This is a genomic window from Stappia sp., assembly GCF_048261845.1.
In the GTDB taxonomy this organism is placed as follows: Bacteria; Pseudomonadota; Alphaproteobacteria; order Rhizobiales; family Stappiaceae; genus Stappia.
Genome location: NZ_JBLXFR010000020.1, coordinates 48,421 through 73,569 on the forward strand (window position 1 = coordinate 48,421; position 25,149 = coordinate 73,569).

The window sequence follows — 25,149 nt, forward strand, 5'->3', positions numbered from 1 at the left end:
GTCTGCAGGGCGAGGAGGTTGGCGCCTTCCTCGTTGGTGTCGGCGAGCACCAGGTTGTCCGCACCCGTCTGCAGGGTGTTGATCAGGTCCTTGGTGAAGTCCTTGCGGATCGTGACCGTGTTGAGGTTCGAACCGAAGGTCGAGGACGTCTCGCGCAGGGTGCCGAGAGCGGCGCTGAGCGAGTCGAGCGTCGCGTTTGCCTCGGCGTCGCTGAGGCTCGACACGTTGGTGAGGCTCAGGCCCGACGAGGTCAGGTCCTTGCCGCTGATCGACAGCTCCGACTTGGAGCCCGCATCGCGCTTCTCGTTGAAGGCGACAGTGAGCTTGGAGGACGAAGAGTTGATCAGGTTGGTGCCGTTGAACGAGGCATCGGCCGCGAGCTTGTCGATCTGGCCCAGGATCTCGTTGAACTGCGACACCAGCTTCTGGCGCGAGGACGAGTTTGCGGCCGGATTGGCCTGGGTGGTGATCGACAGGGTGTCGGCAGCACCGGCGGTGGCACCGTCGGTGAAGGTGACCGCCGTTTCGCCGGCGTCGACATAGTCGCCATCGGCCGGGTCGGACAGGTCAACGCTGGAGTTGGTGCCGAAGCCGAGCGAAGCGGCAAGCGACGTCGCCTGGGTCGTTGCGGTGGAGGCGTCGCCGCCCGTGTCCGTAACGGTCAGGTTCAGGGTGTCGGTGTCGGAACCGGAGAGCTTCAGCTTGCCGGCGTCAGACACTTCGGCCGTGGCAACGCCCGAGGCGTTGATCACGTCAACCGCGTCCTGAACGGTCGCGACCGGGCCGCTGCCGTCAACCTTTTGCGTCGTTCCGACGGTGATCGAGATGCTCGAGACCGAGCCGGTTGCGGTGTCGGTCGCCTGCAGGGTGATCGTGTCGCCGTTGGCGAAGCCGAGGTTGGACAGGGTCTGGCGCTTGGCCTGATCCTGGATCGACTCGCCTGCTTCCGGAGTGAGGCCGTTGGTCGAGATCGAAGAAGACGACTCGATCACGGTGCCGGCGCCGGCGCCGCCATCCTGCAGGGCCTGGCGGGCGGTCGACTGGGCGCTCTCCACCAGCTTGGTGATCGCCTTGATACCGTTGTCGGCGGCCTCGAGGGTCTTGGTCGCGTTGGAGATGCCGTCGAGAAGGCTCGACAGCTCGTTGGCGCGGGAGTTCAGGCTCTTCGAGGTGAAGAAGTTCGTCGGGTTGTCCAGAGCGGAGGTAACCTTCTTGCCGGTGGCAAGACGGTTCTGGGTCTGGGACATCATGTCGGCAGTCTGCTGCAGCGACAGGAGGTTCTGGCGAACGCCAGCGGAGAGAGTAACGCTCATGGTGGTGTACCTTTCTGGTAACAAGTAGCGCAACGCATCCTCGTTGCCGGGCCAAGGTACGGCCGCAAATCCGAATCAGTCGTAAAAACAAAAGGTTAACAAGGGTTAGGGTTAACCGGACGTTACCGGCCGCGGACAACTGACGCAGGGGCCGCCGCGGGGTGAAAAAGTCTCGCCGAATCACGTGGAAACGGGGATACTGGTGCATGCTCGAAACACCGCCTGCCGGAGATCCGGACACCAACCGCTCTCTGGCGATGGTGTTACTGTCGTGTGAAACGAGCAGCGAAACCCGCGAACGCGCCGCACCGACATGTCGGGGATCGCGTCCGCCGCGAGCCGAAAAGATCGCGAGATGAGCCTCTTTACCTTTGACAAGTGCACGGTCGTTGCCGAAATCGGCATCAACCACAATGGCAGCATCGATCTGGCGCTGGAGATGATCCAGGCGGCACATCGTGCCGGCTGCGATGCGGTCAAGTTCCAGAAACGGACCGTCGATGTGGTTTATTCGGCCGAGGAACTGGAGCGGCCCCGCAAGTCGCCGTTTGGTGAGACCAATGGCGATCTCAAGCGCGGGCTGGAGTTCGGGCGCAAGGATTACGAGCGGATCGCGGCGCTGTGTGCCGAAATCGGCATCACCTGGTATGCCTCACCCTGGGACGAGGCATCGGTGGACTTCCTCGTTGCGCTCGATACGCCCTATCTGAAGATGGCGTCAGCCTCGGTCACCGATCGCGACCTGCTTGTCCACGCGGCAAGAAGCGGCGTGCCGCTGCTGGTGTCGACAGGCATGTGCGACCTGAAGACGGTGCGCGCGGTGGTGGAGACGATCGAGGATGCAGGCGGCGAGATCGCCTGTCTTTACCATTGCACGTCGACCTATCCGGCGCTGCCGGAAGAGATCAACCTTGCCGGCATCTCGACGCTGCGCGAACGGTTCCCGAAACTGAAGATCGGCTATTCCGGGCACGAGGAAGGCATCTTGCCGAGCATCCTTTCGATCGCCTTCGGTGCGGTATCGGTGGAGCGCCATTTCACGCTCGATCGCAACATGTGGGGCTCGGACCAGGCATCGTCCATCGACGTGGCGCAGACCAAGGAGATGATCGCAGGGATCCGCCTTGCCGAGAAAACCCGTGGCAACGGCGTCATCGAGATTTACAATCGCGAACGCCCGGTCATGGAAAAGCTGCGCCGGAAGGATACCCTGGCGTCGCTGTGAGGCGGGTTTTGCATGCGGAGCAGATGGGCCTTGACGTGACGCGTTTCCAGAGAACCTCGCCATCCCTCCGCATTCCATACGTGCCGGCGTTTGCATGCGCTCCCTGAACGTCCTGCATCTTGCGTCCTTTGTCGGCAATCTCGGCGACAATGCCATGCATGACGGCGAATACCGGACGCGTGCGGCCGATCTGCCGTTCGCGCTGAGACACAGCCCTTGCGAGGTGCGTGAGTTCATCCACTGGCAGCGACGGGCCTTCGACGAGAGTTTTGTCGGGGAGGCGAATGCAGCCGACCTTGTCGTTATCGGCGGCTTCAGCCTGTTCCAGCTCTGGCGCGAGACGACCTCCTCGGGAACCTATCTGGAGGCCGGGCCGGAGCTTTTCGCCGCGATCCGCCGTCCGATCCTCTTTCACGGGCTGGGTGTCGATGCGACGCGCGGGGTCAGCCAGGTCGCGGTTGCGCGCAGCCGCGCCTTTCTCGACGCGCAGCTTGCCTTCGACCATTGCCGCTTCTCGTTGCGCAACGACGGCTCGGATGCGCTGATCCGCGATCATCTGGGGCCGGTCTATGCGGACGCCATGGCGGTCGTTCCGGATGGCGGCCTGTTTGCCGAGCCGGATGCGTTCGACCATCCGGGCGTGCCCGAAGGCGCCCGTTTCATTGCGGTCAATCTTGCCGGGGACATGCCGGACAAGCGCTATGCCGGCGCGGACGGGGCCGACCTGACACGCCGGTTCGCGGCCGATGTCGCGGGCGGCCTGCGCGCGCTTCTTGACGAGGACCCCTCGCTCCTGTGTGTTTTCGTGCCGCATATCTACAGCGATTTCGGACCGATCGGAGCTGTCCTCGACGCCCTCGACGACCGGATCCGGCGCGAGCGGGTCGTGGTCGCCGGCCTGGCGCAGGGCGCCGACGGGTGGGCGCCGTCCTTCGATCTTTATCGCCGTGCGACGGCGGTCATCGCCATGCGCTACCATGCCTGTCTGGGGTCCATCGGCTTCGGAACGCCGGTTTTCGGCATTTCCACCCACCACAAGATCGAGGGGCAGTTCGAGGCTCTGGGTCTCGGCGGGCGGTGCCACGCATGGACGGCGGGGACGGACCTTGCGCCGCTCTTCGATGGGCTCTCGGGTGACCTTGCAGACCCGACTTCAACAATCGCGCAGCTCGGCGAGGTCCGTGCCGGCGAGCGCGCTGCCCTGAAGCGCCATCACGACGACATCGCCGCATGGCTGTCGCATCGGCTGGAGAATGCGCCGTGACGTCGATCATCGAGCAGTGCCTGGCGCTCTATGGGTCGGATGACTATTTCGTCCACTATCCTTCCCGCGTCGTGCTTGACGAATACTGGGATGACAAGCGCGACCCGGACGGACGTCTTCGCGACCTTTCCACCGAGCGTGAGCTGCGCAAGGCCGATCTTGCCTATATCGCCGAAGCGGTGAATGCGCGTCCGGCGGGCCGGGTGGTCGATGTCGGCTGCGGGCTTGGCGAACTGCTGGAACAGATCGATCCGGCGCATGATCGTATCGGCATCGACCCGTCCCAAAGGGCGGTGGAACTCGCCGCCGAGCGCAGCGGTGCGCGCACTGTTCGCGGCGTGCTGGCGCGCGACAGCTTCGCCGATGGCTCCTGCGACACGATCATTGCCCATCATGTCATCGAGCATATCGAGGATCCCGTCGACTTCGTACAGACGGTGGCCAACGCACTCAGGCCGGGCGGTCTTTTCATTGTCGGGACGCCGAATTTCGCAAGTGCGGCAGCGCGGCTCTTCGGCGAGCGCTACCGCTTGCTCCACGATCCGACGCATGTCAGCCTGTTCACCGATGACTCGCTGATGCGCCTGTTGCGCGCTTCGGGCTTCCGGGTCGTATCGGTGGATTATCCGTTCTTCGGCACGCGTTTCGCGACGAATGAGGCCTGGGAACGGATGCTTCGTCCGCAGGAGGGGGTATCGCCGGCCTTCTGGGGATCGTTTGTGACGGTGTTTGCGGAAAAAGAACAATGATCTGCGACGCGATCGTGCTTGCCCGTGGCGGTTCCAAGGGGATTCCGCGCAAGAACCTCGTTCCCGTCTTCGGCAAGCCGCTGATCGCATGGACCATCGAGGCGGCGCAGAATGCCGGCTTCATCCGGGACGTGATCGTGTCCACCGACAGCGAGGAAATCGCCGAGGTCGCGCGTGCGCTCGGTGCAAGGGTGCCGGTATTGCGGCCAGAGGAATTCGCCACCGATACATCGCCGGCCGAAGCTTCGCTTCATCATGCGCTTGACCGCATGTGCCGGAGCGAGGGGCCCGATGCGGTGCTGTTTCCGCAGGTCACCTCGCCCGTGCGCCGCCGGGACACGCTGGCAGGCGCCTGGGCGCATTTCGAAGATGGCGGATACGATTCGCTGTTTTCGGCACGGCTGATCCGCAACTATATCTGGCGCAACCTGCCGGAACCGCAGCCGCTTTACGATCCGCACAACCGGTTGATGCGTCAGCAGATTCCTGCGGAGGATCGTTATTATCGGGAAACCGGGAACTTCTACCTGTTCCGCACGGAGAGTTTCCGGCGGACCGGTTGCCGCCTGACCGGTCGCACGGGCTTCTACGAGACCAGCGACGAGGAGGTCGTGGAGATCGACGAGCCGCAGGACATTGCCGTTGCCGAACTGATGCTGGAACGGCTGGAGCGCAATCTCGATATCCACCCGATCCAGATGTAGGCAGCTTGGCGCAGCCGGTCAGCGCGCCGCGTCGAGCCACCGGCGCAGGTCGGCCACGAGACGCGGCACGATCTCGTCGGCCGGCTTTTCCGGTTCGAGACGCAGATACCGTGTGGCCGGAGACCAGGGCGGGTTTTCCTCGCCCAGCAGGATCGTGCCGGTCACCGGCCCGAAACGCCAGGTCGGCACGCCGAGCGCGCCCGCCATGTCGGCGACGGACGTATTCGCCGAAATCACCAGATCCATGCACGAGGCGAGGGCCGCGACGGTCTCCAGATCATTGAAAAGGTCGAGATCGTCCCAGCGATGCAGGGTGAAGGGCGTTCGCGCCTGCAGTTCGGCGATCTCGGCGCTGCGGTCGGTGTAGTCGAGCAGCACGAAGTCGACCTCGTCGATGGCCAGCAGAGGCAGCAGGTCGACAAGCGCGAGGTAAGAACCGGCCCGCAATCCCGTCCGGTTGCCGCTGGTCCATGACAGGCCGACCTTTGGCCTGGTGCTGCCGAGCGGAGGCCGCGTGCGGAGCTCCGCGACCCGGACCGGGTCGGCTGACAGGAAGGCCCTTTGTCGCGGGAACGAGGCGATGTCGGGTCGCAGATGCATCGGCAGGGTGCCGAAAGAGCACTGGTAGTCGAACGCTTCTGCGGCAAAAAGCGTGGCGGCCGCCTCGTGCTGGCGCGGGCGAACCTCTATCTGCGGAAAGTTTCGGGCCAGCAGCGGAATAAGCTTGGGATGACATTCGACGATCAGTTGCCCGGCCCGCCCGGCCAGTTCGCCGAACATGGAGGCGGACCGCAGCACGTCGCCGATGCCCTGATCGTCCCAGATCATCAGCACCTTGCCGTCAAGCGGTTCGCCTTGCCATTTGGGGCGGGAGAACTTGCGGGTGATCAGCCCCTTGGTGTTGGCTTCCATACGGCGTTCGGCCAGTGCCCAGCCGCGGGTGAGGTCCCCGCTGGCCAGGCAGGCGAACCCGAGCGTCATCGCTGCCTCGTGGCGCTCGGGGGCCAGTGCCAGGACCTTGTCGAGCGCCTCGATTGCCTCGGCGAAGCGTCCGAGATGATAGAGCGCCTTGCCGCGCACCAGATGGCTGTCCGGGCCGGCAAGGCCGAGGGCGAGGCTGTGATCCGCGCGGGCCAGCGCCAGGCTGTGTTCGCCACAGCCCCAGTGTGAGTTGGCAAGGCTCAAGTGGTACTCGGCGTCGCGGTCGACCTCGAAAGCGGCGGAACTGGCAAGGAGCAGGTCGCGTGCCTCTTGGCTGCGATACATCTGGTTCAGCGCGTCGGCGAGACTGAGAAGCGCCAGGCGATGACCGGCGTTGGCGGAGAGCACGAAGTCGAGGACGCGCAGTGCCTCCTCGTGCTTGCCGGCAAGAATGAGCGCCTGTCCGAACTCGACGAGAAGCGTCGCATCTTCCGGGTTGGCGCGTACGGCCGCGTCATAAGCGGCAAGCGCCTCGGAAAAGCGGCCCGCCTGGCGAAGCAGGACGGCGCGGCGGTGCAGAAGGGCAGGAGAGGGCGATGCCGTCCCGGCCAGAGCGGCTTCCGTGGTTGCGAGCGGATCGGCGTCATCCCCGAACCGGTTCTGGCAATCGATCAGGTTGGCGCGGTAGCGCTCCTCGCCGGGCACCAGTCGCACGGCGCGTTCGAACAGTGGCAGGGCACGCTTTGGAAAGTCCTGTTCGAGAAAACACATGCCAAGCAGGTTCGCGGCCTCGGCATTGTCGGGCTCGCTCTTCAGGATCTTTTCGTAGATGGCGCGGGCGCGGGCGATCTTGCCGTCACGCTGCAGGTGCAGTGCCTTGCGCAGCTTTTCGAGATTTGCAGGATCGGGAGCGGGCATGCGCCATCCGTGTCGGTGTGGAACGGATGGCGACTATAGCCGATTCGGTCTGCGCGCCTGAGCGCGGCGCGTCCCGGAGACCGGCCGTGGCCGGTCCCGCCGGTGGTCACAGACTGCGGCTGAAGCCGAGGCCGGTCATGTCCTTGTGTGTCGTTTCCGCGAAGGCGCGGCGCAGGCGCAGCAGCGATTCCTCGGGGATCTGTCGGACCACTTCGCCCGTGTCGATGTCGACAGCGCGAAACACCAGCGAATCCGTCACCTTGTCGCGATATTCCTCGCGCTTGATGTTCGCTTCGGCGGTGTTGAAGCCATTGTCGGCCGGGCGACGACTTGCCGTGTTCTCCGTGGCCGGTTGCACGGCCTTTTCAGGCGGCACGTCGGTCGGCACCGGAGCCGGATCGGTCGGCTCGGACGGCCTTGCCATCGCCGGCGGCGATGCATAGGCCGATGTCCTGATTGCAGTTGCTTCCATTTCATACCCCTCCACCGGAAAGACCCTTGAGGGCCACGCATCCGGGTTCAAGTGCCTTGGTTAATTCTTCCGCCTTTCATCCGTTAACCTTGTGTCGGCTCTTCTTGATAGAAGTTTGTTCAGGCATGAACGACGCTAGACATGCAGCTCACGACGCGGATACTGACATAAATCCGTGAATCGGCCGTTAATGAATTCGTTAGGATTTTGAACTGATGCGGTGTGATCGTGATTCGTTCCCGGTCCGCCACGAAAAGACCCGCAGAGCCGGGGTCCGGGATCTTGCCTGGCAAGATCTCGCGGACCCCGGTTTGCGGGTCGGAAAGAGAAACTCAAGTTGTTCCGGTTGGCGCCGCAGGCGCCGTCAGAGGGCCCGGTTCACGGCGATGCCATCGGCGAGTGACGGCGTGCGCGGGGCGGTGCCGCCGGGGCCGTATGTCGTGGGCGCCCGGCTTGTGCCGGCACCTTCGGCGACCTTGCGCAACAGGTTGTCGGCAACCTCGCGCGCGGTGGCGAGGACCGCGAGATTGATGCGCAGGACCGGTTGGAACTCGGCGTGACGCCGTTTCAGCCGGTCGACGGACTGGGGCGCCAGGTTGCCGAGCGCGACGGTCTGGTCGCGCACAAAGGTCATGCCCCGCATGTAGAGGCTGACAAGCTTGGCCTTGTCGGGCTGCAGCGCGCCGGCCGCGTCGAGCTTGCCGTGCCGGACAAGCTCTGTCTCCTGTTCGATCACGGACAGAAGGTCGCCCATGGCGGCTTCAAGCCGGGCACAGGTCGCCTCGGCGGCTTCCCGGTCGGCGATGGTGCCGGAAAAGAACTCGGGTGCAAGCTCGGCGAGCTGTTTCGTTTCGAGGTTCATTGTCCCTGCGTCTCCTGAAGGGAAAGCAACTGGCGCTGGACGGTGTCGGCGATGCCGATGCCGCCAGCCTTGGCGATTGTGTCGGCATATTGCTCGACCAGCATGCCGCTCCAGGCATCCGAACCCTCTCCGCCCCCCCAGGTTCCGCCGTCTTCCAGACCGGCGAACATCTGCTGGAACATGGTGTTGAGGAAGATGGCCTCGAATTCCTCGGCGTTCTGACGCGAGATGCCTGCAGCGGCGCCGGCGGCGGTCAGTGCGGAACCGGGGCCGGGGGTGTAGCGGCCCTGGGCCGAGCCCAGCACGTTGTCGATGGCGAGGCCGGTCATCACATCACCTCGATTTCGGCCTGCAAGGCACCGGATGCCTTGATCGCCTGGAGAATGGAGATCATGTCGCGCGGTCCGATACCGAGAGCGTTCAACCCGTCGACCAGTTGCTGCAGGGTGACCGACTGCTGCACGACCGCCAGCTTGTTGTCGCTCTCGTCGTCGACCAGAAGGTCGGTGCGCGGCTCGATAGCGGTCCGCCCGTTGGCGAAAGGCAGCGGTTGGACGACCTCGGGCGTTTCGGCAACGGTGACCGTCAGGTTTCCTTGCGCGATCGCGACCGTGGAAACCTTGACGTTCTGGCCCATGACGATGATGCCTGAATTTTCGTCGATGACGATGCGGGCCGGCAGGTCAGGCTCGACGATCAACTGCTCGATGTCGGTCAAAAGGTCGACGATGTTGCCGTTGAACTGGCGCGGCAGGTCGATCCGTACGGTTGCCGGATCGAGCGGCTCGGCCGTGGGCAGGCCGATCAGCTCGTTGACGGCAAGCGCCATGCGGCGGGCGGTCGTCAGGTCCGGATTGCGCAGCGCAAGGCGCAGGCTGGTCATCGAGGCGAGCTTGAAGTCGATCTCGCGTTCAACCAGCGCGCCGTTGGCGATACGGCCCGAGGTGGGTACGCCGCGCACCACCGAGGCGGCATCGCCCTGTGCGGCGAAACCGCCGATCGCCAGCGGCCCCTGCGCGATGGCGTAGACCTCGCCGTCGGCGCCAAGCAGGGGGGTGACCAGCAGGGTGCCGCCCTGCAGGCTTTCGGAATCGCCAAGTGCGCTTACGGAGACGTCGATGCGGGTGCCCTGTGTCGAGAAGGCCGGCAGGTTGGCGGTGACCATCACCGCGGCGACGTTCTCGGTGTTCAGGTTGAAGCCGCGGGTGTTGACGCCGAGGCGTTCGAGCATGGCTTCGAGGCTCTGCCGGGTGAAAGGCGCGTTGCGCAGGCTGTCGCCCGTGCCGCGCAGGCCGACCACCAGACCGTAGCCGATCAGCTGGTTGTCGCGGATACCCTCGAAGTCGGCAATGTCCTTGATGCGCGAGGCCGCGCCGGCAGCCTGGGCCGTGACAAGCAGCAATGCGAGGATCATCACAAGGCGAACGAGCCTGCTTGCGGGTGCTGCGGAAAGGAAAAAGCCGGTCAGGGTCATGCTGGCAGGACTCGATGCATCGGGTTGCGGTCAGGATCCGGTGATCCCGCGTCGATATATGCGAGCGGCGTGCCAACTTATTGCGATCCGTTTACGTTCTTATATCTGTATGAAAAACATGAATAATTCAAATTTCTGTCGGCTCCCGGAGGAACGGGCGCGGTGCTTTCCGGAGAGTGGCCCGGCAATAAATGCCGGGTCGTTAACGGTTCGTTTACCAACTCGGAAAATTGTGTAGTGTGCAAAAGGCCTCGAGCAGGACCGGTTTTCCCACAATGAGAATCTCAGGCTACCCCCCCGTCAACGGGGTTGCGGGACGCAATCAGAAGAAGCGCAGCGAGAGCAGCGGCGGCACGTTCGAACTTGGCTCGGGCGGGTCGGCAAGCGCGGCAGGCGCAGCCTCGTCCGGCAGCGGCATCGGCGGCATCCAGGCTTTGCTCGCCCTTCAGGAGGTCGACGATCCGTTGACCGGCCGTCGCAAGGCTGTGGCCCGCGGCCATGACCTTCTCGACACGCTGGAAAACGTCAAGGCGGACCTGCTCGCCGGCCGCGTCTCCCCGGAGCGCCTTGGCAGGCTGATGCAGATGCTGGAACGGCGGGAAGCCAGCGGCGACACGCAGCTGGAGCAGGTCATCGACGAGATCGAATTGCGCGCAAGGGTGGAACTGGCGAAACTCGGACACTTCGGGGATTGAGCCGGCCGAATTGCGGGCATCGCGGGCCAGGCTCCTGCGGAAATCCTTCGCAGTCGCGTTAAGTAGCTGAGATTCATCACGGAAAATTGGCGTTATTTTTGGCGTGGTCGACGTTGTCGATTGGCCGCTCTCCCGCTATATTCCGCGCGGCCTAACGGGAGCCGGAGTAGGATATGACGGTTGAGCTGGATGCCGAGTATCGTCCGAGCGAGGACGAGACTTTCATGAACGAGCGTCAGCGCGAGTATTTCCGGAACAAGCTTTTGCGGTGGAAGGAAGAGCTCCTCAAGGAGAGCCGCGAAACGCTCGCCAATCTTCAGGAGGAAAGCCAGAATCACCCTGACATCGCCGATCGCGCGTCGTCGGAGACCGATCGCTCCATTGAACTGCGTGCCAGGGACCGCCAGCGCAAGCTGATCGCCAAGATCGATGCGGCGCTTGAGCGGATTGCCGACGGCTCGTACGGCTATTGCGTGGAAACCGGCGAGCCGATCTCGTTGAAGCGTCTGGAAGCACGTCCGATAGCGACGTTGTCTCTGGAGGCGCAGGAGGCGCACGAGCGTCGCGAAAAAGTCTACCGGGATGACTAGGATCGACTGCCGTCGATATTGAGAATGGCAGCCATTGGAAACTGTTCTGGCCCGGCATCGTCCGGGCCATTTTTGCATCCAGCCTTCAGCCAACCGCCGAACCGCGGCGGGTTTCGCGACCATCAGTAGTTTCACGGTTCAATAATTAAGGGTTTGAAAAGCGGATCTATCTTATTCTTTACGTCGGGAGAGGGGCGACCTGAAGAAAATATCCAGAGGCGAGGGATCATGCACGACGTAATTGTTCTGACCGATCAACGTTGTGACTCGCCTGCTTTCTTGTCCCTGCTTGCCCAGGTGCTCACGGTGTCGCGTACGACCGTTGACAAGGCCAATCCCGAGACTGTCGCCTCGGCACGCGTCGTGGTGCTCCATACCGCCCTGCGAAAGCGCGATGACGTTGCCCGCTTGTCGAAGCTGTTGGGTGACGACCGGCGACGTACGGAGACGATCTATGCGGCTGTCGGCAGCGACAGGGCTGCCGTGGTTCAGGCCGAGGCGCTTGGCATTGGCTGCATCGTTCCGGACTTTCGGCCGCCTGAAGATGTCGTGAGCGAGGTGCAGGCGGTGCTCTCGCGCAAGATGGGCAAGCGTCTGGCCAACTGCAGCAAGACTGTTGCTCGGGCGGTTGAGAGCGGAGATGCGCTCTTCCGTCAGCTGGGCGTCGCCATGCGCGCCAACAAGCCGCTCCGTCTTGACGCCGTCGGGCTCGTAGCCAAGGCCATCGGTGAAGCCACCTTGCAGGAAGGTCTTTCCGGATGGCTGGAGGCGGTTCAGCTCCACCATAGCGGGACATGCCGCCACATTCTCACCGTTGCCGGCCACGCATGCGCGTTTGGCCGTTTCCTCGACATGCACGAGAGCGATGTCGCGATGCTGGCCCAGGCCAGCCTTCTGCATGACGTGGGCAAGCTCTTCATCCCGATTTCGGTCCTGGAGAAGAGCGGTCCACTGACGGACACGGAAAGGGCGGCCATCAATACTCATTGCGAGAGAGGGGCGGCGGCGCTCGTCAGTGGCGGGGTTACCGACCAGCACATCATCGCCGCCGTGCGAGATCATCACGAGTATCTCGACGGCAGTGGCTATCCAAGGGGCATCAAGCAGGCCCGGATCGGGCCGTTGACCAGGATGGTGACAATTGCCGACATCTACAGCGCACTGACAGAGGAGCGCGCCTACAAGGCCGCCATGACGCCGCGCCAGGCAATCGGGGTGATGCTCGATCTGAAGGGCAAGATCGACGAGCGTCTTTTTGCAGAGTTCCGTTCGATGGTCCTGCTCCCGGTCTTCGAGGCCAAACGGAGGCCCGCCGGACATGCGGGTGGAAAACGGAAGCCGTGCCTGCGGGACGGATGCCATCCGCTCGATGCGATAAGGGACAGCGCCGCCTGAGTGAAGTTCGCTGCGCGCTGCGGTGACGGGAAAGGGGAGCGACGGGCACGGGGTCGCTGGGGAGCGGGGGGATCCCGTGCCCGTCAACCGTTCTGGTGCCTGGGGAGCGTGGAACGGCTTGGGGAGTGCATGTCCGCTCCGCCACCCCTGCGGGGAGCCTGGCGGCGGAGCGGGAAGGTTCAGAAGGGCAGCACGATATCGAGGACCTGGGCGCCGTAGCGCGGCTGCTGCACGTCGGTGATCTGGCCGCGTCCGCCGTAACCGATACGCGCCTCGGCGATCTTCTCGCTTTCGATCGTGTTGTTGGCGGCGATGTCCTCGGGGCGGACGACGCCGGCGACGATCAGTTCGCGGACCTCGAAGTTGACCCGCACTTCCTGCCGCCCCTCGATCACCATGTTGCCGTTCGGCAGGATCTGGGTGACGACGGCCGCGACCTTGGTCTCCAGCTTCTCCTCGCGATCGACCTTGCCGCTGCCCTTGAAGGTGGAGGCGCCTTCTGCCGAGACGAGATTGTCGGCACTGGTGCCGCCAGGCAGGAACAGCGTGTTGATCGCCGCGCCGACGGCGCCGCCGGTGCCGCTCGATTCCGTGCCGCTGCGGTTACGCTCGGTCTGGTTGTCGAACTCGGCCTTGTCGGAGATCGTCACCATCACCGTCAGGATGTCGCCAACCCGTGCCGCTCGCTGGTCCTTGAAGAAGGCGCGCGCGCCAGACCGCCAGAGCGAGTTGGAGTTGTAGTGGACCGACTGGGGGGTCGGCATCGGCATCTGCACCGGGCGGTACCCGGCGGTTGTCGTCGGATCCTGGATCGCCGACAGGGCCGGAGCCTTGCCTACCTGGGAGAGGCGGTCGGCGCTGCCGCAGGCCGCGGTGGCGAGAGCGAGCGACACCGCGAGCGCAGGCCGGACGAGGGAGGTGAGCGGAGCCATCAGTTCGTCTCCTGGAGCTGGGCAATGCGGGTCCGGGCGGTGCCGACCGCGATCTGGTCGTGGGCGCGCACGATGCCGGTGACGGTGCGGCGTGATTGCAGGTTGAGGATGTCGATGACGTCGCCCTTCGCGCCGTTCGACAGGGCCTGGCCGATGGTGGTCAGCGTCATGCCGGCGGTCTGGTAGACAAGCGTGACCTTGGTGCCACGCTTGACCAGCACGGGCTGTTCGAAATCGATGGCGCGCAGCGGCCTTCCGGCCTGAATGGAGCGGCGCGCGGCAAGGCCCACGATGTCGCCCAGATCCGCGACCTGACGAAGGGTCAGGCGGTTGCGGGGCATGCGCATGGGCGCAAGATCGGCTTCCGCGACGACGGCGCCGCGCTCGATCGGACGAACGGCGGTGTAGACCTCGATCATTTCCTGTGCGAGCCCGGTCACCTTGACCGACTGGGTGCGGTTGGCTGCACGCACCCTCAAGGTGGCCGAGACGCGGCCCGAGGTGCGATCCCAGTCGAGGGTTTCGACTGAAACCGGATTGCCCTGGCCGGCATCGGCGAGGATCGGATCACGAAGCCCGGAGAGCGACACGTCGAGCGCGTCGGCGTCAAGGCCGGTCTCGCGGAGCAGGAGCGCGTCGCGAACCGCAGTCTCGACCTCGGCTTCGCCGATGGTGAGAGCAAGGCGCTCGACCATCACCTGGCGCAGTCCGTCGGTACCGGCTTCGGCGAAGCCTGCCGCCTGGGCGCGTTCGGCGATGACATGGGCGGAAACCGCGCCGCGGGTTCCAAGATCGGGCGCCCGGAACAACGGCGTTGCCGCGTGCCGGCCGGCTTCCGGATAGAAGTCGCCGATCGTCACGACAGCGCCGGTGACCGCAACCTCGGAACGCAGCGTGGCCGCGGCGAGGGGCGCTGCCGAAAGCGCGAGGAGAGCGGCGGCGAGGAGTGAGTTGCGCAGCATGGCCTGCATCCTTCCGTTCAGCCGGCGCGTCAGCGCAGGTTCGAGGTGGTGGCCGACATCTCGTCGGCGGCCTTGATGATGCGCGAATTCATCTCGTAGGCGCGCTGGGCGGCGATCAGGTCGGAGATCTCGCTGACTGCTTCGACATTCGCCATTTCCAGATGCTTCTGCATCAGGTCGCCGAAGCCGGCCTCTCCCGGCGTTCCGACGATGGCGTCGCCGCTCGATTCCGTCTGCAGGAACAGGTTGTCGCCGATGGCTTCAAGGCCCGACTTGTTGATGAAGCGGGCGGTCTGGATCTGGCCGAGCTGCTGTACCGCGTTGTTGGCATCGAGAATCTGGACCTGCCCATCGGTGGAGATGGTGATGTCGCGGGCATCCTCGGGAATGACGATGCCGGGCAGGATGGCATAGCCATCGATGGTGACGAGCTGGCCGTTGGGGTCGCGCTCGAAGGAACCGTCGCGGGTATAGGCCGTGCCGCCGTCCGGCATCTGGATCTGGAAGAACCCTTCGCCCCGGACCGCGACATCCAGTTCCTTGCCGGTCTGGGTCAGGTTGCCCTGGCTCATGATGCGGGCGGTCGAGGCGGTCTTGACGCCCGAACCGATCTGCACGCCTGTCGGGACGATGGTGCCGTTGGCGGAGGAGTTGGTGCCCATGCGGCGCAGGTTCTGGTAGAGCAGATCCTGAAAATCCGCGCGCTGACGCTTGTAGCCGGTGGTGCGCATGTTGGCGACGTTGTTCGAGATGACCTCGACGTTGAGTTCCTGGGCGCGCATGCCGGTGGCGGCGATGTGAAGTGCCTTCATGACGAATACCCCTTTTCCGCTTCGCTCAGGCCGTGACCGATCCGAGGCGCTCGATTGCCTTGCGCAGCAATTCATCGCCTTCGCTGATCATCTTCGAGACGGCCGTGTAGTTGCGGGTGATCTCGATCATCCGGGTCACTTCGATGACGCCGGAGACGTTGGATTTCTCGACCGCGCCCTGCAGGACGCGAATGCGATCCGCCGGTCGCGGGTTCTCGCCGGCGAACAGGTTGTCGCCGATCCGGGTGAGCATCTGGGGATTTTCGAACTCGACCATGCGCAGGCGCCCCTTGACACCAAGCGCCGAGGAAATGGTGCCGTCCTCGGCGATGGTCACGTCGGTGTCCTCGGCGGTGAAGACGAGCGGGCCGCCGTCGCCGAGAACCGGCCGACCGTCCGCGGTCACCATTTGGCCCGTCGAGTCCAGGTGGAATGCACCGTTGCGGGTGAAGAGCTCGCCGTCCGGCGTGTCGATCACGAAGAAGCCGTCGCCCTCGATCGCGACGTCGAAAGCGTTCTCGGTCAGCGAAATCGAACCGGCTTCGAAGTTCGACGACGCGCCGTAATCGACCACATACGAAAAGTCCTGATCGTCATCGACGAAGCTGGAGGCTTCGGCGACCGGCATCAGGTACTCCTCGAACAGCAACCTCTGGGCCTTGAAGCCCGTGGTGTTCATGTTGGCCAGATTGTTGGCCACCACGTTCAACTGGTTGCGAAGGGCCGTCTGACGCGACAGCCCGATCAGCAGGGAATTCTCCATGACGTGTCGTTCCTATGCTCCCCAGCGAGCACCCGTTCTCCCCAGACCGGATGCCCGTTAACCCTGTAGCAGGCTTCGTGCCAAGTCATGCGTCGTTGATTTTGTTGAATAATTTTTAATGGCGGGGCGTGCTGCCCGGCAGCTTTTCCACCTCACCTCTTACCGGTCGGCAAAAATTGCCGCGTGATGAGAGGCGTTAACGATCTGGTAACCAGTCGTTAACCATTGTGGCTTTAGAAATTAATCATACGCGCGGGAGGGTAGCGCAGCGAGAGTGAGCCACGATGACGGCGGATGCAGATGCGGGTGAGGCCGGCGCCCTGGAAGAGACGACCGGTGGATCGAAGAAAAGGCTGGTGATTTTCGGAGTTGCCGGCCTGGCGCTTCTGCTGGTCGGCGGTGGAGCCGGCGCTTACTTCCTGGGGGTTTTCGACGCTTCGGCACCGTCCCAGCAGGTCGGGGGTGAGTCGGCTCCGGTCCAAAAACCGGTGGTCTTCTACGACCTTCCCGAGATGACGGTGAACCTGTCGACGGACGGACGGGCGACCTACCTCAAGGTCCGCATCGCGCTGGAAGTTGCCGACAAGGCAGCGGTACAGCAGATCGAGCCATTCCTGCCGCGCATCCTGGACGCGTTTCAGGTCTATCTGCGTGAACTCAGGCCGGCAGATCTCGAAGGGTCTTCCGGTTTGTTCCGACTCAAGGAAGAGTTGCTCCGACGCATCAACACCGCTGTCTACCCGGCGCGGGTCGAGGGCGTGCTCTTCAAGGAAATTCTGGTCCAGTAGGGTCGCAAATCCAATGGCCGACGACGACGAACTTGGCAACATCGACGAGGCGTGGGGCGAGGCTCTGGCGGAGCAGCTCGACGAAGAGGACGAAGACGAGGACCTGGCTGCCGCCTGGGGTGCCGCGCTCGAGGAGCAGGGCGTCGCCGGGGGGGACGACATGGCCGCCCAATGGGCGGCGATGATCGACGACAGCGAGCCGGAACTCGAGAACGCCACGCGTGGCGCCGACCGTATCCTCAATCAGGAGGAGATCGACAACCTCCTGGGCTTCAACATCGAGGACACGATCGCCGCCGACCAGAGCGGTATCCGGGCGCTGATCAACTCGGCGATGGTCTCCTACGAGCGTCTGCCGATGCTCGAGATCGTCTTTGACCGTCTCGTGCGCCTGACAACGACCTCGCTTCGCAATTTCACCTCCGACAATGTCGAGGTGTCGCTCGACAGCATCTCCTCGGTGCGGTTTGGCGATTATCTCAACTCGATTCCGCTGCCGGCGATCCTTGGTGTCTTCAAGGCGGAAGAGTGGGACGGCTTCGGTCTTTGCACGGTGGAATCGAGCCTGATCTACTCGATCATCGACGTGCTGCTCGGCGGCGGCCGGGGCATGTCGGCGGTGCGTGTCGAAGGCCGGCCCTACACGACCATCGAGAGCAACCTCGTGCGGCGGATGATCGAGATCATCATGCACGACATGGAGCAGGCATTCTCGCCTCTTTCGCCGGTGCACTACAATCTGGAGCGGCTGGAGACCAATCCGCGTTTCGCCGCGATTTCGCGCCCTGCCAACGCAGCCATCCTCGTCGAGCTTCGCATCGACATGGAAGACCGCGGCGGCAAGATCGAAATCATGATGCCCTATGCAACGCTCGAGCCGATCCGCGATCTGCTCCTGCAGATGTTCATGGGCGAGAAGTTCGGCCGCGACCCGATCTGGGAAGGGCACCTGGCGACCGAGATCTATGCGGCTGAAGTCGATGTCGACGCGGTCCTTTACGAGACGCATCTGCCGCTTGGCCGGGTTCTCGACCTGCAGGTCGGCGAAACGCTGCTTTTCGACATATCCCCGAACGATCCGGTTTCGATCAAGTGCGGCGGCATTCCGCTGACACAAGGAACGATGGGCAAGGACGAGGACGCAATCGCGGTCCGCGTCGAGCGCGTCCTTCAGAAGCCCAAGATGACCCTGGCGGCGTTCGAGCGCGCCATGCAGAAGGAAATGGACCCGACATGAGCACGCTCCCCGTTGGACTGATGATCGAAAGCCTGGTTGCCGTGCTGCTGCTGGTGACCATTGCCTATTGCGTCGTTCTCAACAAGCGCCTGAAGCGGCTGCGTGCTGACGAGGAAGCCCTGCGGGCGACGATCTCGGAGCTCATCACCGCCTCGGAAATCGCCGAACGCGCCATTCTCGGCCTGAAGGCAACGGCCGGCGAGGCCGATCGCACGCTGGGTCAGCGCCTTGTCGATGCCGAGCGCCTGTCACAGGAACTCTCGTCGCAGATCAGCACCGGCAACACCGTGCTTGAGCGCATCACGCAGATCGCCGAAGCCGCGTCCTCGCGTCCTGCACCCGAGGCACCGGTTGCAAGGGTCCAGCCGGAACCCGCCGAACCTGCACGCCCCGCGACGATGCGGGCGAGCGACATCCGCTCGGCCGCGATGGAGGCCACCGCGCGCCTTGAGCATTTCCGCCGTCGCGCAGCGGAGCAGGCCGCGTGACAAACCTGCGCCTGATCCCCACCCTTGTGCTGGCAGCCAGCGCGTTGTTCGCGCTGAAGCTGCTCGGCTTCGCGCTGGATGGCGGCAGCCATGTCACCAGCGTCGGCATGGGTGTGGCGATGGCGCAGCAGGCGGAGGGCCCCAAGGGCCAGGACGGCAACGCGGTCCCGGCGGGCGCCGGCGCGACCGCTGCCGCATCCACTCAAGAAAGCGGGGATGCCGCACAGGGGGATGCGCCCGGGGAATCTCCCTTGCCGGCGGGTATCGGCTCTGCAACGGAACCACCGCCATTGCCGGGTGGACTTGAGCTGGGAGGGTCGATCGCCGAACGCAAGGTGCTGGAGTCGCTCAGCGACCGACGGCGCGAACTCGACAACCGCGAGAAGCAGTTCGACCTGCGCCAGCAGTTGCTGAAGTCGACGGAGGAGCGCCTCCAGAAGAAGGTCGATGAGATGGCAGCGCTCGAGGCGAGCATCAAGTCGCTGCGCGAGGCCGAGGAAAAGCGCCAGGAAGACGAGCTGAGGGATCTCGTGATCATGTACGAGTCCATGAAGGCGAAGGATGCGGCACGCATCTTCGACCGGCTGGATCTCGACATCATGATCCGCGTCGCGAAGGCGATGAAGCCGCGCAAGATGGCCGACATCATGGGGCGGATGTCACCCGAGGCCAGCGAGCGGCTGACCGTGGCGCTCGTGACCGGTCGCAAGCCGGTCGAGATGCAGGTCGATGCCGGCCCGCCCGAACTGCCGAAGATCATGGGTAACTGACGGGAACTTGCGGTTTCGGCGATCCGGTTAAACATCACGTTAAGCCGGATTGGCTAGACTTGCAGTTCGATCCAACGGTTCAGGGGAGCCCCGTGAGGCAGCCAGGTCCGCAGAAGCAGAAGACGCAAGGCGTCGCCGCGAAACGCGCGGCGGCGATTTTTGCGTTTGCGCGTGTTTGCCTGGCGACCGTGTTGCTGATGCCCGTGCTTGGCCAACTCGCCGGCGCGGAACCCCTGAAGGCGACGCTGCGCGCCTCCCAGCAGGACGGGTACGGCCGGCTCGTGCTGACTTTCGATGATCTTTCGCTGTTGCCGCAATACGATGCGCTTGCCTCCAACGGCGTGTTGCGTATCCGTTTTCGCGACGAGGTTTCGACCAGCGTCGAGAGCGTGCCGATCGACATGCCGGACTTCATCTCGATCGCTCGTCGTGACCCCGACGGTTCGGCCTTGCGTTTCGCGTTGATGGGCGACTTCCGGGTCAACACGATGGAGGCAGGTGAGAAGCTCTTCATCGACCTCCTGCCCCCGAACTGGCAAGGCCTGCCGCCCGGTCTTCCGGATGATGTGGTGCGCGAGCTTGCCCGCCGCGCCGAAGAGGCAATCCGCCGGGCCCGCGCGCTTGAGCAGTCGCGTCTCAAGGGGCAGGTCACCCCACAGGTGGAGCTGAGTGTCGGCAATCATCCGACTTTCACGCGGCTGTCCTTCGACTGGAACCTCAATTTCGATTCCGCCTTCGTCCGCGAGGGCGACATGGTCAAGCTCACCTTCAACCACGATGTGCCGCTGGAGCTCGGCCAGTTGCGAGCCCACCTGCCGCCGGGCGTGGCTGACGCGACGGCCTTTGTCGACGAGGGCAGGCTCAAGTTCCTGTTGCGTGTCAACCCGGACGTCGATATCCGCGCGTTCCGGGAGGGATTGTCCTATGTTGTCGACGTCACGCCGCGGGCAATGCCGGAGGATCCGGTCAATGCGGCGATCGACGAGGCGCTGAAGGAAACGACTGCGGTCCCGCAAGGGGCGAGCGAGATGGTGACGGCGGCCGGTGACAGCGGGTCGGTCCAGGCGCTTCGCGGTCGCGGTGCGCCCGACCTGTCGCAGACGGCCGCATCCGGACCGGAGAGCCCGCCCGCGACGGCCGATGCCGCCCCGCGGCCCGTGTCCAAGCCGGGTGCCGAGGACATATCGCAGACCACCGCGACCCCCGGTGTCTCCGTCGACGAGAATTCGGCAGCTCTTGCCGCTGATGATGGTGGCACATTGGCCGAGGCGGCCATGTTGCCGACGGCAGAGGCCGCAAAGCCGGAAGTTGCCGCTGCCCTGTCCGAGGCCCGGGAAACCGGGACACCGGCCGAGCAGCCGACGCCGGCCGTGTCACCGGCCGATGACGACCTGCCTGGGGAAATCGACCTCCGCACGATCGCCAAGCCGGCCGAGGCGCCCACTGGCGCGCCGGAACCCGCCATCGCGACACCCGAGACCCCGCCAGTCGGCTATGACGACGAAGCACGCCGCTTTGTCGTTGCCGAGGCACGGCGCATCGGCGACACGGTCCGGATCGCGTTTCCGTTTTCCGACCCCGTCTCCTCAGCCGTTTTCCGGCGCTACCAGAGCCTCTACCTCGTCTTCGATACCGCCGATCCGATCGATATTCGCGGTATGCGTTCGGTTCTCGCCGACCGCATCGAAAGGGTCGAGTCGACCACCTCGGGAGATTGGCAGAGCATTCGTATCGATCTTGACCGGGACGCGCTGGCGACCATCGGTGTCGATGGCAGCTCGTGGATCATGACCATCGGCGACACGATCCTGGAGCCGTCCCGACCGCTGACGCTTGAGCGGGCGGTGCGCGGCGACGGCGGTGCGACGATCGCGATCCCCTTCAAGGGACCGGCGCGGGTCCGCAGTGTCCCCGATCCGTTCGTTGGCGACCGGGTGTCCGTTGTCACGGGCTTCGGGCCGGCGCGGGGTGTGCTCAAGCCGCAGAGTTTCACGGAGTTCGACGCGCTGATGTCGGCGCACGGCGTGGCGGTGCTTCCCAAGGCTGACGATCTGGAGGTGAAGATCGAGGGCGATGCCATCATCCTGGAGCGCCCGCGCGGACTTGCGGTATCGCAGGGCAACCTCTCGCAGGGTTCCAAGGTGCTGCAGCCGGTTGTCGACCCCGCGACGCCGGGGCATGTGGACCTTGGCAACCTGATGAGCAGCGATACAGAAGACTTTCTCAACAAGATCAAAGAGATGGAGTATCGCACGGCGAACACGCCGGAGGAAAGCCGCCGGGTTCCGCGAATGGAGCTGTCGCGTTTCTACCTTGCTCACGGCTTTGCCCACGAGGCGCTCGGACTGATGCGGTTGGCGGAGGGAGACGATCCGGCGCTGACCCGTGACCCGAGCTTCAATCTGCTCATGGGTGCCGCCCAGGCGCTGGCCGTGCGTCCGAAGGAGGCGATGGGCTACCTCAACCAGGGTGAACTGGTGGACAATGCGGATGCGGCGGTGTGGCGAACCATCACCTCGGCGCAACTGCGGGACTGGACGGCGGCACGTCACAACATGTCGCGCGGGCGGGCGGTGGTTGGAAACTACCCGGAGATCATCCAGATCGAGTTCAACCTCGCTGCCGCTGAAACGATGGTCGAGGTTCATGACTACGGACAGGCCGCAGCCGTACTTTCCGAGATCGACCCGAGCCTTGCCACCCCACGGCAGGCCGCGCGCTACGACATCATCCGGGGCGAGCTTGCCGACGCTTCCGGCCGTTCGCGCGAGGCATTGACCGCGTTCGACCTCGTGCAGCGCTCGACCGAACGGCCGCTTGCCGCGAAAGCGGCGTATCTGGGGCTGCGCATCCGCCATCGCGACGGCGAGATTTCGACCGACCAGGCGATCGAGGAACTGGCGGGACTGGCGGCGTCCTGGCGCGGTGACGAGATCGAGCTTCAGACGCTGCGCTTCCTGGCGCAGCTTCATGTGCAATCGGGCCAGTACCGCAATGCGTTCGAGGCGATGCAGTCGGCCATCCAGGCCGATGCCGGCGCCGAGACCACCCGGGTGCTGCAGGACGAGATGGGCGCGGTTTTCGCCAACCTTTTCCTCAATGGCGAAGCCGACGGCATGGAGCCTGTGCGGGCGCTTGCGCTCTTCTATGATTTTCGCGAGATGACCCCGGTCGGGCGGCGCGGCGACGAGATGGTCCGCCGGCTGGCGAACCGGCTGGTCGACATGGACTTGCTCGACCAGGCCGCCGAGCTCCTGCGCCATCAGGTCGACCACCGGCTCAAGGGAGCCGCGCGCGCCCAGATCGCGGCCGATCTCGGTGTCGTCTATCTCATGGATCGCAAGCCGGAGGACGCGCTTCGGGTCCTGACGCGGACCAGGCAGGCGAAGCTGCCGCGTGAGCTGGAACGCCAGCGAAACATCGTCGAGGCGCGGGCCCTGACGGAGAGCGGCCGGCCGGACCTGGCGCTGGAGATCGTCCGCAACATGCGAGGCGAGGACGTGGAACGGCTGAAGGCCGATACGCTCTGGGCCGCGCAGAGCTGGCGCGAAGCGGGTGAACAGCTCGAAGGCATTGTCGGCGGACGCTGGTCCGATGCGGTGGCGCTGGCTGACCAGGAGCGCAACGACATCCTGCGCGCCGCGATCGGATACTCGCTCGCCGATGACGGGTTCAGCCTGAGCCGCCTGAAGGCCAAGTTCATAGAGAAGATGAGCGACAGTCCGGAGGCGTCGGCTTTCGAGGTCGTGACCCGTCCGCTTGATCAGCGCGGCGTCGAATTCATGTCCGTGCTCGACTCGCTGCAGAAAGTCGATTCACTGGATATTTTCCTGACCGAATATCAGCGCAAGTACCTGCAGCCCTCGCAGCATGTCGACAAGCCCGCCAGCGAGCGCACGGCGCGGCGACAGGTCTCGCCGGCCGCGAATGCCACTGCGGCCAGCGGTGACGCCGGCTAAGACCGTCGGCGGGATGCTGGCCGCCCGGGATTCGCGAGGCGTTCCTCTCCGGTGCTGTCGAGTTCCGCCCGGAAAATCGATCCTGGCATGTCCAGGCCTTCCGCTCCGCCTGCCAAACCTGATGGCCTTCTCCGGCAGGCCCCTGCGCGGGCGCTTTGCTAGCTGCTGACGAAACTCTGCACGAGGCTGCCGGCGATCAGGTTCCAGCCGTCGACAAGCACGAAGAAGATCAGCTTGAACGGCAGCGAGATAACCACCGGCGGCAGCATCATCATGCCCATCGACATCAACACCGAGGCGATGACGAGGTCGATGATCAGGAACGGCAGGTAGAGCAGGAAGCCGATTTCGAACGCACGCCGGAGCTCGCTGATCATGAATGCGGGCACCAGGATGCGCATGCTCAGCTCTTCCGGCAGTTCGGGAACCTCCTGGCCGGACAGCTCCGTGAACAGGGCCACGTCCTTCTCCCGCACATTGGCGCGCATGAAGGCATGGAAGGGCCTGGAGCCGCGCTCATAGGCTTCGGTGAGCTCGATGTTTCCCTCGACCAGAGGCTGGATGGCCTCGTTGTAGGCTGCCTCGAACGTGGGCGCCATGATGAAGGCGGTCAGGAACAGGGCGAGGGACGTCATCACCGCGTTGGGCGGCGCGGTCTGCAGGCCGATGGCCGAGCGCAGCAGCGACAGCACGACGACGATCCGGGTGAAGCTCGTCACCATGATCAGGATCGACGGTGCGAGGCTGAGGATGGTCAGCAGCGCGACGAGCTGGACGGCACGCTCGGTGAGGCCCGTGCCTTCCCCGAAACCGATAGAGATGTCCTGGGCCGATGCCGGGTCGGCAAGGCCCAGGAGCATGATGCAGGCGAGCCCCGCGCCGGTGATCCTGCCGGACAACAGGATGCCGCGACGCAGGTGGTTCATTTGCGCGTTCCGCTGATCTCGCTCAGGAGACGTGCCATCTCTTCCTCGATGGCATCCATGGTCACGGGACTGCCATCGGGTGCCTTTTCGGGCGTGGGGGCGCTGTCGTCCGCGCTCTTCGGCGGATCTGCCCGAGGGGCCTGCGTTTCGGCCGCCACGGCCCCGCCGGAGGCGGCGGTGTCGACCGTCGTCTCCTGCACCGGGGGCACTGGTGTCTCCGGCGAATCGGTTTTCACCGCCTCCGGCGTCCCGGATCCGTCCTCGCTCGTGTCCGACGCGGTCCCGGCGGCCGGCTCGGCGCGCGGCGCCTCGACCACCGGGGCGGCCTGGGGAGCGGGTGCCGGAGAGGCTGGCGGTGTCGGTCGTGAGCCGAAATCGGCGCGGGGCTCGGTCCGCGGTGTGGCAGCGCCACCGCCACGCGACTGGTCGAGCTCGGCCAGCAGCGCGTCTTCCAAAGAACCTGACTCCGACGCAGGTTTCCCGGTCGCTGGCTGGGCGGAGGAAGGGGCTGCCGGGGGTGTGGCGACTGACGCGGGCGCTGCGGGGGACGGCGACGGCTTTGCCGCCTCGCTCGCAGCCGGAGGGGCCACGGGCGCAGGTGCCGGCATTGGCGAGGAGACGCCGCTGGCAATGCCCGATCCCGCGCCTGTCGTGGCGCTCACGCCGGACAGATCCCCGCGTGTTGCCTTGTCGCCGTTTTCGCCGAACTGCGGAAAGGCTGTGCGGGCATTCGCGGCCGGGCCCGAAGAGGGAGGTGTCACGTTGCGGCGGATCGGCGGCGGGGGATCACGTCTTGGCGCGGGCGCCGCAACGGTTCCTGTGGAGGCGGAAGCGGAGCCCGACGGGGGCGTCGGCGCGCGCGGGGCCGGGGCTTCCGGGCGCTCCGCGGCCGGAGCGGGCGAACTTCCTCGGGCAAGACCTGCAACGGCG

General features: G+C 64.8%; 24 protein-coding genes. 12 read left to right on the forward strand and 12 right to left on the reverse strand.

All coding sequences use genetic code 11. The features are described from left to right. Nucleotides 1–1,313, reverse strand: a 1,313-nt coding sequence (locus ACN0T5_RS10510) for a hypothetical protein (RefSeq protein ID WP_417768583.1), incomplete at its 3' end; no start/stop codon positions are given. A 355-nt stretch (nucleotides 1,314–1,668) separates the two neighbouring features. Here ACN0T5_RS10510 and ACN0T5_RS10515 point away from each other — a divergent pair. The 4 genes from ACN0T5_RS10515 to ACN0T5_RS10530 all read left to right on the forward strand — a co-directional run bounded on the left by ACN0T5_RS10515 (nucleotide 1,669) and on the right by ACN0T5_RS10530 (nucleotide 5,255). Further along, nucleotides 1,669–2,538 carry an N-acetylneuraminate synthase family protein gene (locus tag ACN0T5_RS10515; protein WP_417768584.1) on the forward strand — a complete coding sequence of 290 codons (870 nt, stop codon included), beginning with the start codon at nucleotides 1,669–1,671 and terminating at the stop codon, nucleotides 2,536–2,538. 94 nt (nucleotides 2,539–2,632) lie between these two features. Continuing rightward, the gene (locus ACN0T5_RS10520) at nucleotides 2,633–3,802 is read left to right on the forward strand and encodes a polysaccharide pyruvyl transferase family protein (protein ID WP_417768585.1); all 1,170 of its coding nucleotides are present in this window, start codon (nucleotides 2,633–2,635) and stop codon (nucleotides 3,800–3,802) included. Further along, entirely contained in the window at nucleotides 3,799–4,551 is a 753-nt protein-coding gene (locus tag ACN0T5_RS10525) for a class I SAM-dependent methyltransferase (protein WP_417768586.1), read from the forward strand. The genes ACN0T5_RS10520 and ACN0T5_RS10525 overlap by 4 nt, the downstream gene beginning before the upstream one ends. Then, the gene (locus ACN0T5_RS10530) at nucleotides 4,548–5,255 is read left to right on the forward strand and encodes an acylneuraminate cytidylyltransferase family protein (RefSeq protein ID WP_417768587.1); all 708 of its coding nucleotides are present in this window, start codon (nucleotides 4,548–4,550) and stop codon (nucleotides 5,253–5,255) included. The genes ACN0T5_RS10525 and ACN0T5_RS10530 overlap by 4 nt, the downstream gene beginning before the upstream one ends. 18 nt (nucleotides 5,256–5,273) lie before the next feature. Here ACN0T5_RS10530 and ACN0T5_RS10535 read toward each other — a convergent pair whose 3' ends face one another. From ACN0T5_RS10535 to ACN0T5_RS10555, 5 genes are all read right to left on the reverse strand, one after another. Further along, entirely contained in the window at nucleotides 5,274–7,094 is a 1,821-nt protein-coding gene (locus ACN0T5_RS10535) for a tetratricopeptide repeat protein (protein WP_417768588.1), read from the reverse strand. Nucleotides 7,095–7,200: 106 nt separating this feature from the next. After that, nucleotides 7,201–7,566 carry a flagellar protein FlaG gene (locus ACN0T5_RS10540; protein WP_417768589.1) on the reverse strand — a complete coding sequence of 122 codons (366 nt, stop codon included), beginning with the start codon at nucleotides 7,564–7,566 and terminating at the stop codon, nucleotides 7,201–7,203. Nucleotides 7,567–7,930: 364 nt separating this feature from the next. Next, nucleotides 7,931–8,428: a flagellar protein FlgN gene (locus ACN0T5_RS10545; protein WP_417768590.1), complete on the reverse strand. Its 498-nt coding sequence runs from the start codon at nucleotides 8,426–8,428 to the stop codon at nucleotides 7,931–7,933. Continuing rightward, complete coding sequence (locus ACN0T5_RS10550) at nucleotides 8,425–8,757, reverse strand: rod-binding protein (protein WP_417768591.1); 333 nt, start codon at nucleotides 8,755–8,757, stop codon at nucleotides 8,425–8,427. Before ACN0T5_RS10550 ends, ACN0T5_RS10545 begins: the two co-directional genes overlap by 4 nt. Continuing rightward, on the reverse strand, nucleotides 8,757–9,842 hold the full coding sequence (locus ACN0T5_RS10555; protein ID WP_417768607.1) for a flagellar basal body P-ring protein FlgI: 1,086 nt from the start codon (nucleotides 9,840–9,842) through the stop codon (nucleotides 8,757–8,759). Before ACN0T5_RS10555 ends, ACN0T5_RS10550 begins: the two co-directional genes overlap by 1 nt. 335 nt (nucleotides 9,843–10,177) lie before the next feature. On the opposite strand from ACN0T5_RS10555, the gene ACN0T5_RS10560 reads away from it, so the two are divergent. The 3 genes from ACN0T5_RS10560 (at nucleotide 10,178) to ACN0T5_RS10570 (ending at nucleotide 12,582) form a co-directional block, all read left to right on the forward strand. Next, the gene (locus ACN0T5_RS10560; protein WP_417768592.1) at nucleotides 10,178–10,597 is read left to right on the forward strand and encodes a flagellar assembly protein FliX; all 420 of its coding nucleotides are present in this window, start codon (nucleotides 10,178–10,180) and stop codon (nucleotides 10,595–10,597) included. A 173-nt stretch (nucleotides 10,598–10,770) separates the two neighbouring features. Beyond that, nucleotides 10,771–11,187: an RNA polymerase-binding protein DksA gene (gene dksA, locus ACN0T5_RS10565; protein ID WP_417768593.1), complete on the forward strand. Its 417-nt coding sequence runs from the start codon at nucleotides 10,771–10,773 to the stop codon at nucleotides 11,185–11,187. Nucleotides 11,188–11,493: 306 nt separating this feature from the next. Further along, entirely contained in the window at nucleotides 11,494–12,582 is a 1,089-nt protein-coding gene (locus tag ACN0T5_RS10570; RefSeq protein WP_417768594.1) for an HD-GYP domain-containing protein, read from the forward strand. Between the two features lie 179 nt (nucleotides 12,583–12,761). On the opposite strand, the gene flgH is transcribed toward ACN0T5_RS10570, so the two are convergent. The 4 genes from flgH to flgF are packed head-to-tail and all read right to left on the reverse strand — an operon-like array spanning nucleotide 12,762 to nucleotide 16,051. Next, nucleotides 12,762–13,514, reverse strand: a complete 753-nt coding sequence (gene flgH / locus ACN0T5_RS10575) for a flagellar basal body L-ring protein FlgH (RefSeq protein WP_417768595.1) — start codon at nucleotides 13,512–13,514, stop codon at nucleotides 12,762–12,764. Beyond that, entirely contained in the window at nucleotides 13,514–14,476 is a 963-nt protein-coding gene (flgA, locus tag ACN0T5_RS10580; RefSeq protein ID WP_417768596.1) for a flagellar basal body P-ring formation chaperone FlgA, read from the reverse strand. Before flgA ends, flgH begins: the two co-directional genes overlap by 1 nt. A 29-nt stretch (nucleotides 14,477–14,505) precedes the next feature. Then, complete coding sequence (gene flgG, locus ACN0T5_RS10585) at nucleotides 14,506–15,288, reverse strand: flagellar basal-body rod protein FlgG (protein ID WP_417768597.1); 783 nt, start codon at nucleotides 15,286–15,288, stop codon at nucleotides 14,506–14,508. Between the two features lie 25 nt (nucleotides 15,289–15,313). Further along, a complete protein-coding gene (gene flgF, locus ACN0T5_RS10590; protein ID WP_417768598.1) occupies nucleotides 15,314–16,051 on the reverse strand; it encodes a flagellar basal-body rod protein FlgF in 738 nt (245 codons plus the stop codon). 284 nt (nucleotides 16,052–16,335) lie between these two features. Here flgF and ACN0T5_RS10595 point away from each other — a divergent pair, with 284 nt between their 5' ends. From ACN0T5_RS10595 to ACN0T5_RS10615, 5 genes are all read left to right on the forward strand, one after another. After that, nucleotides 16,336–16,839, forward strand: a complete 504-nt coding sequence (locus ACN0T5_RS10595; RefSeq protein ID WP_417768599.1) for a flagellar basal body-associated FliL family protein — start codon at nucleotides 16,336–16,338, stop codon at nucleotides 16,837–16,839. A 13-nt stretch (nucleotides 16,840–16,852) separates the two neighbouring features. Then, nucleotides 16,853–18,076: a flagellar motor switch protein FliM gene (gene fliM, locus ACN0T5_RS10600; protein ID WP_417768600.1), complete on the forward strand. Its 1,224-nt coding sequence runs from the start codon at nucleotides 16,853–16,855 to the stop codon at nucleotides 18,074–18,076. Further along, nucleotides 18,073–18,564, forward strand: coding sequence for a DUF6468 domain-containing protein (locus ACN0T5_RS10605; protein ID WP_417768601.1), 492 nt, complete (start codon nucleotides 18,073–18,075; stop codon nucleotides 18,562–18,564). Before fliM ends, ACN0T5_RS10605 begins: the two co-directional genes overlap by 4 nt. After that, nucleotides 18,561–19,334 (forward strand): MotE family protein, encoded by a 774-nt coding sequence (locus ACN0T5_RS10610; RefSeq protein ID WP_417768602.1) that lies wholly within the window; start codon nucleotides 18,561–18,563, stop codon nucleotides 19,332–19,334. Before ACN0T5_RS10605 ends, ACN0T5_RS10610 begins: the two co-directional genes overlap by 4 nt. 92 nt (nucleotides 19,335–19,426) lie before the next feature. Further along, nucleotides 19,427–23,293 (forward strand): hypothetical protein, encoded by a 3,867-nt coding sequence (locus ACN0T5_RS10615; protein ID WP_417768603.1) that lies wholly within the window; start codon nucleotides 19,427–19,429, stop codon nucleotides 23,291–23,293. Nucleotides 23,294–23,451: 158 nt separating this feature from the next. On the opposite strand, the gene fliP is transcribed toward ACN0T5_RS10615, so the two are convergent. Next, nucleotides 23,452–24,153 (reverse strand): flagellar type III secretion system pore protein FliP, encoded by a 702-nt coding sequence (fliP, locus tag ACN0T5_RS10620; RefSeq protein ID WP_417768608.1) that lies wholly within the window; start codon nucleotides 24,151–24,153, stop codon nucleotides 23,452–23,454. 62 nt (nucleotides 24,154–24,215) lie between these two features. Further along, nucleotides 24,216–24,674: a hypothetical protein gene (locus tag ACN0T5_RS10625; protein ID WP_417768604.1), complete on the reverse strand. Its 459-nt coding sequence runs from the start codon at nucleotides 24,672–24,674 to the stop codon at nucleotides 24,216–24,218. Between the last annotated feature and the right edge of the window lie 475 nt (nucleotides 24,675–25,149).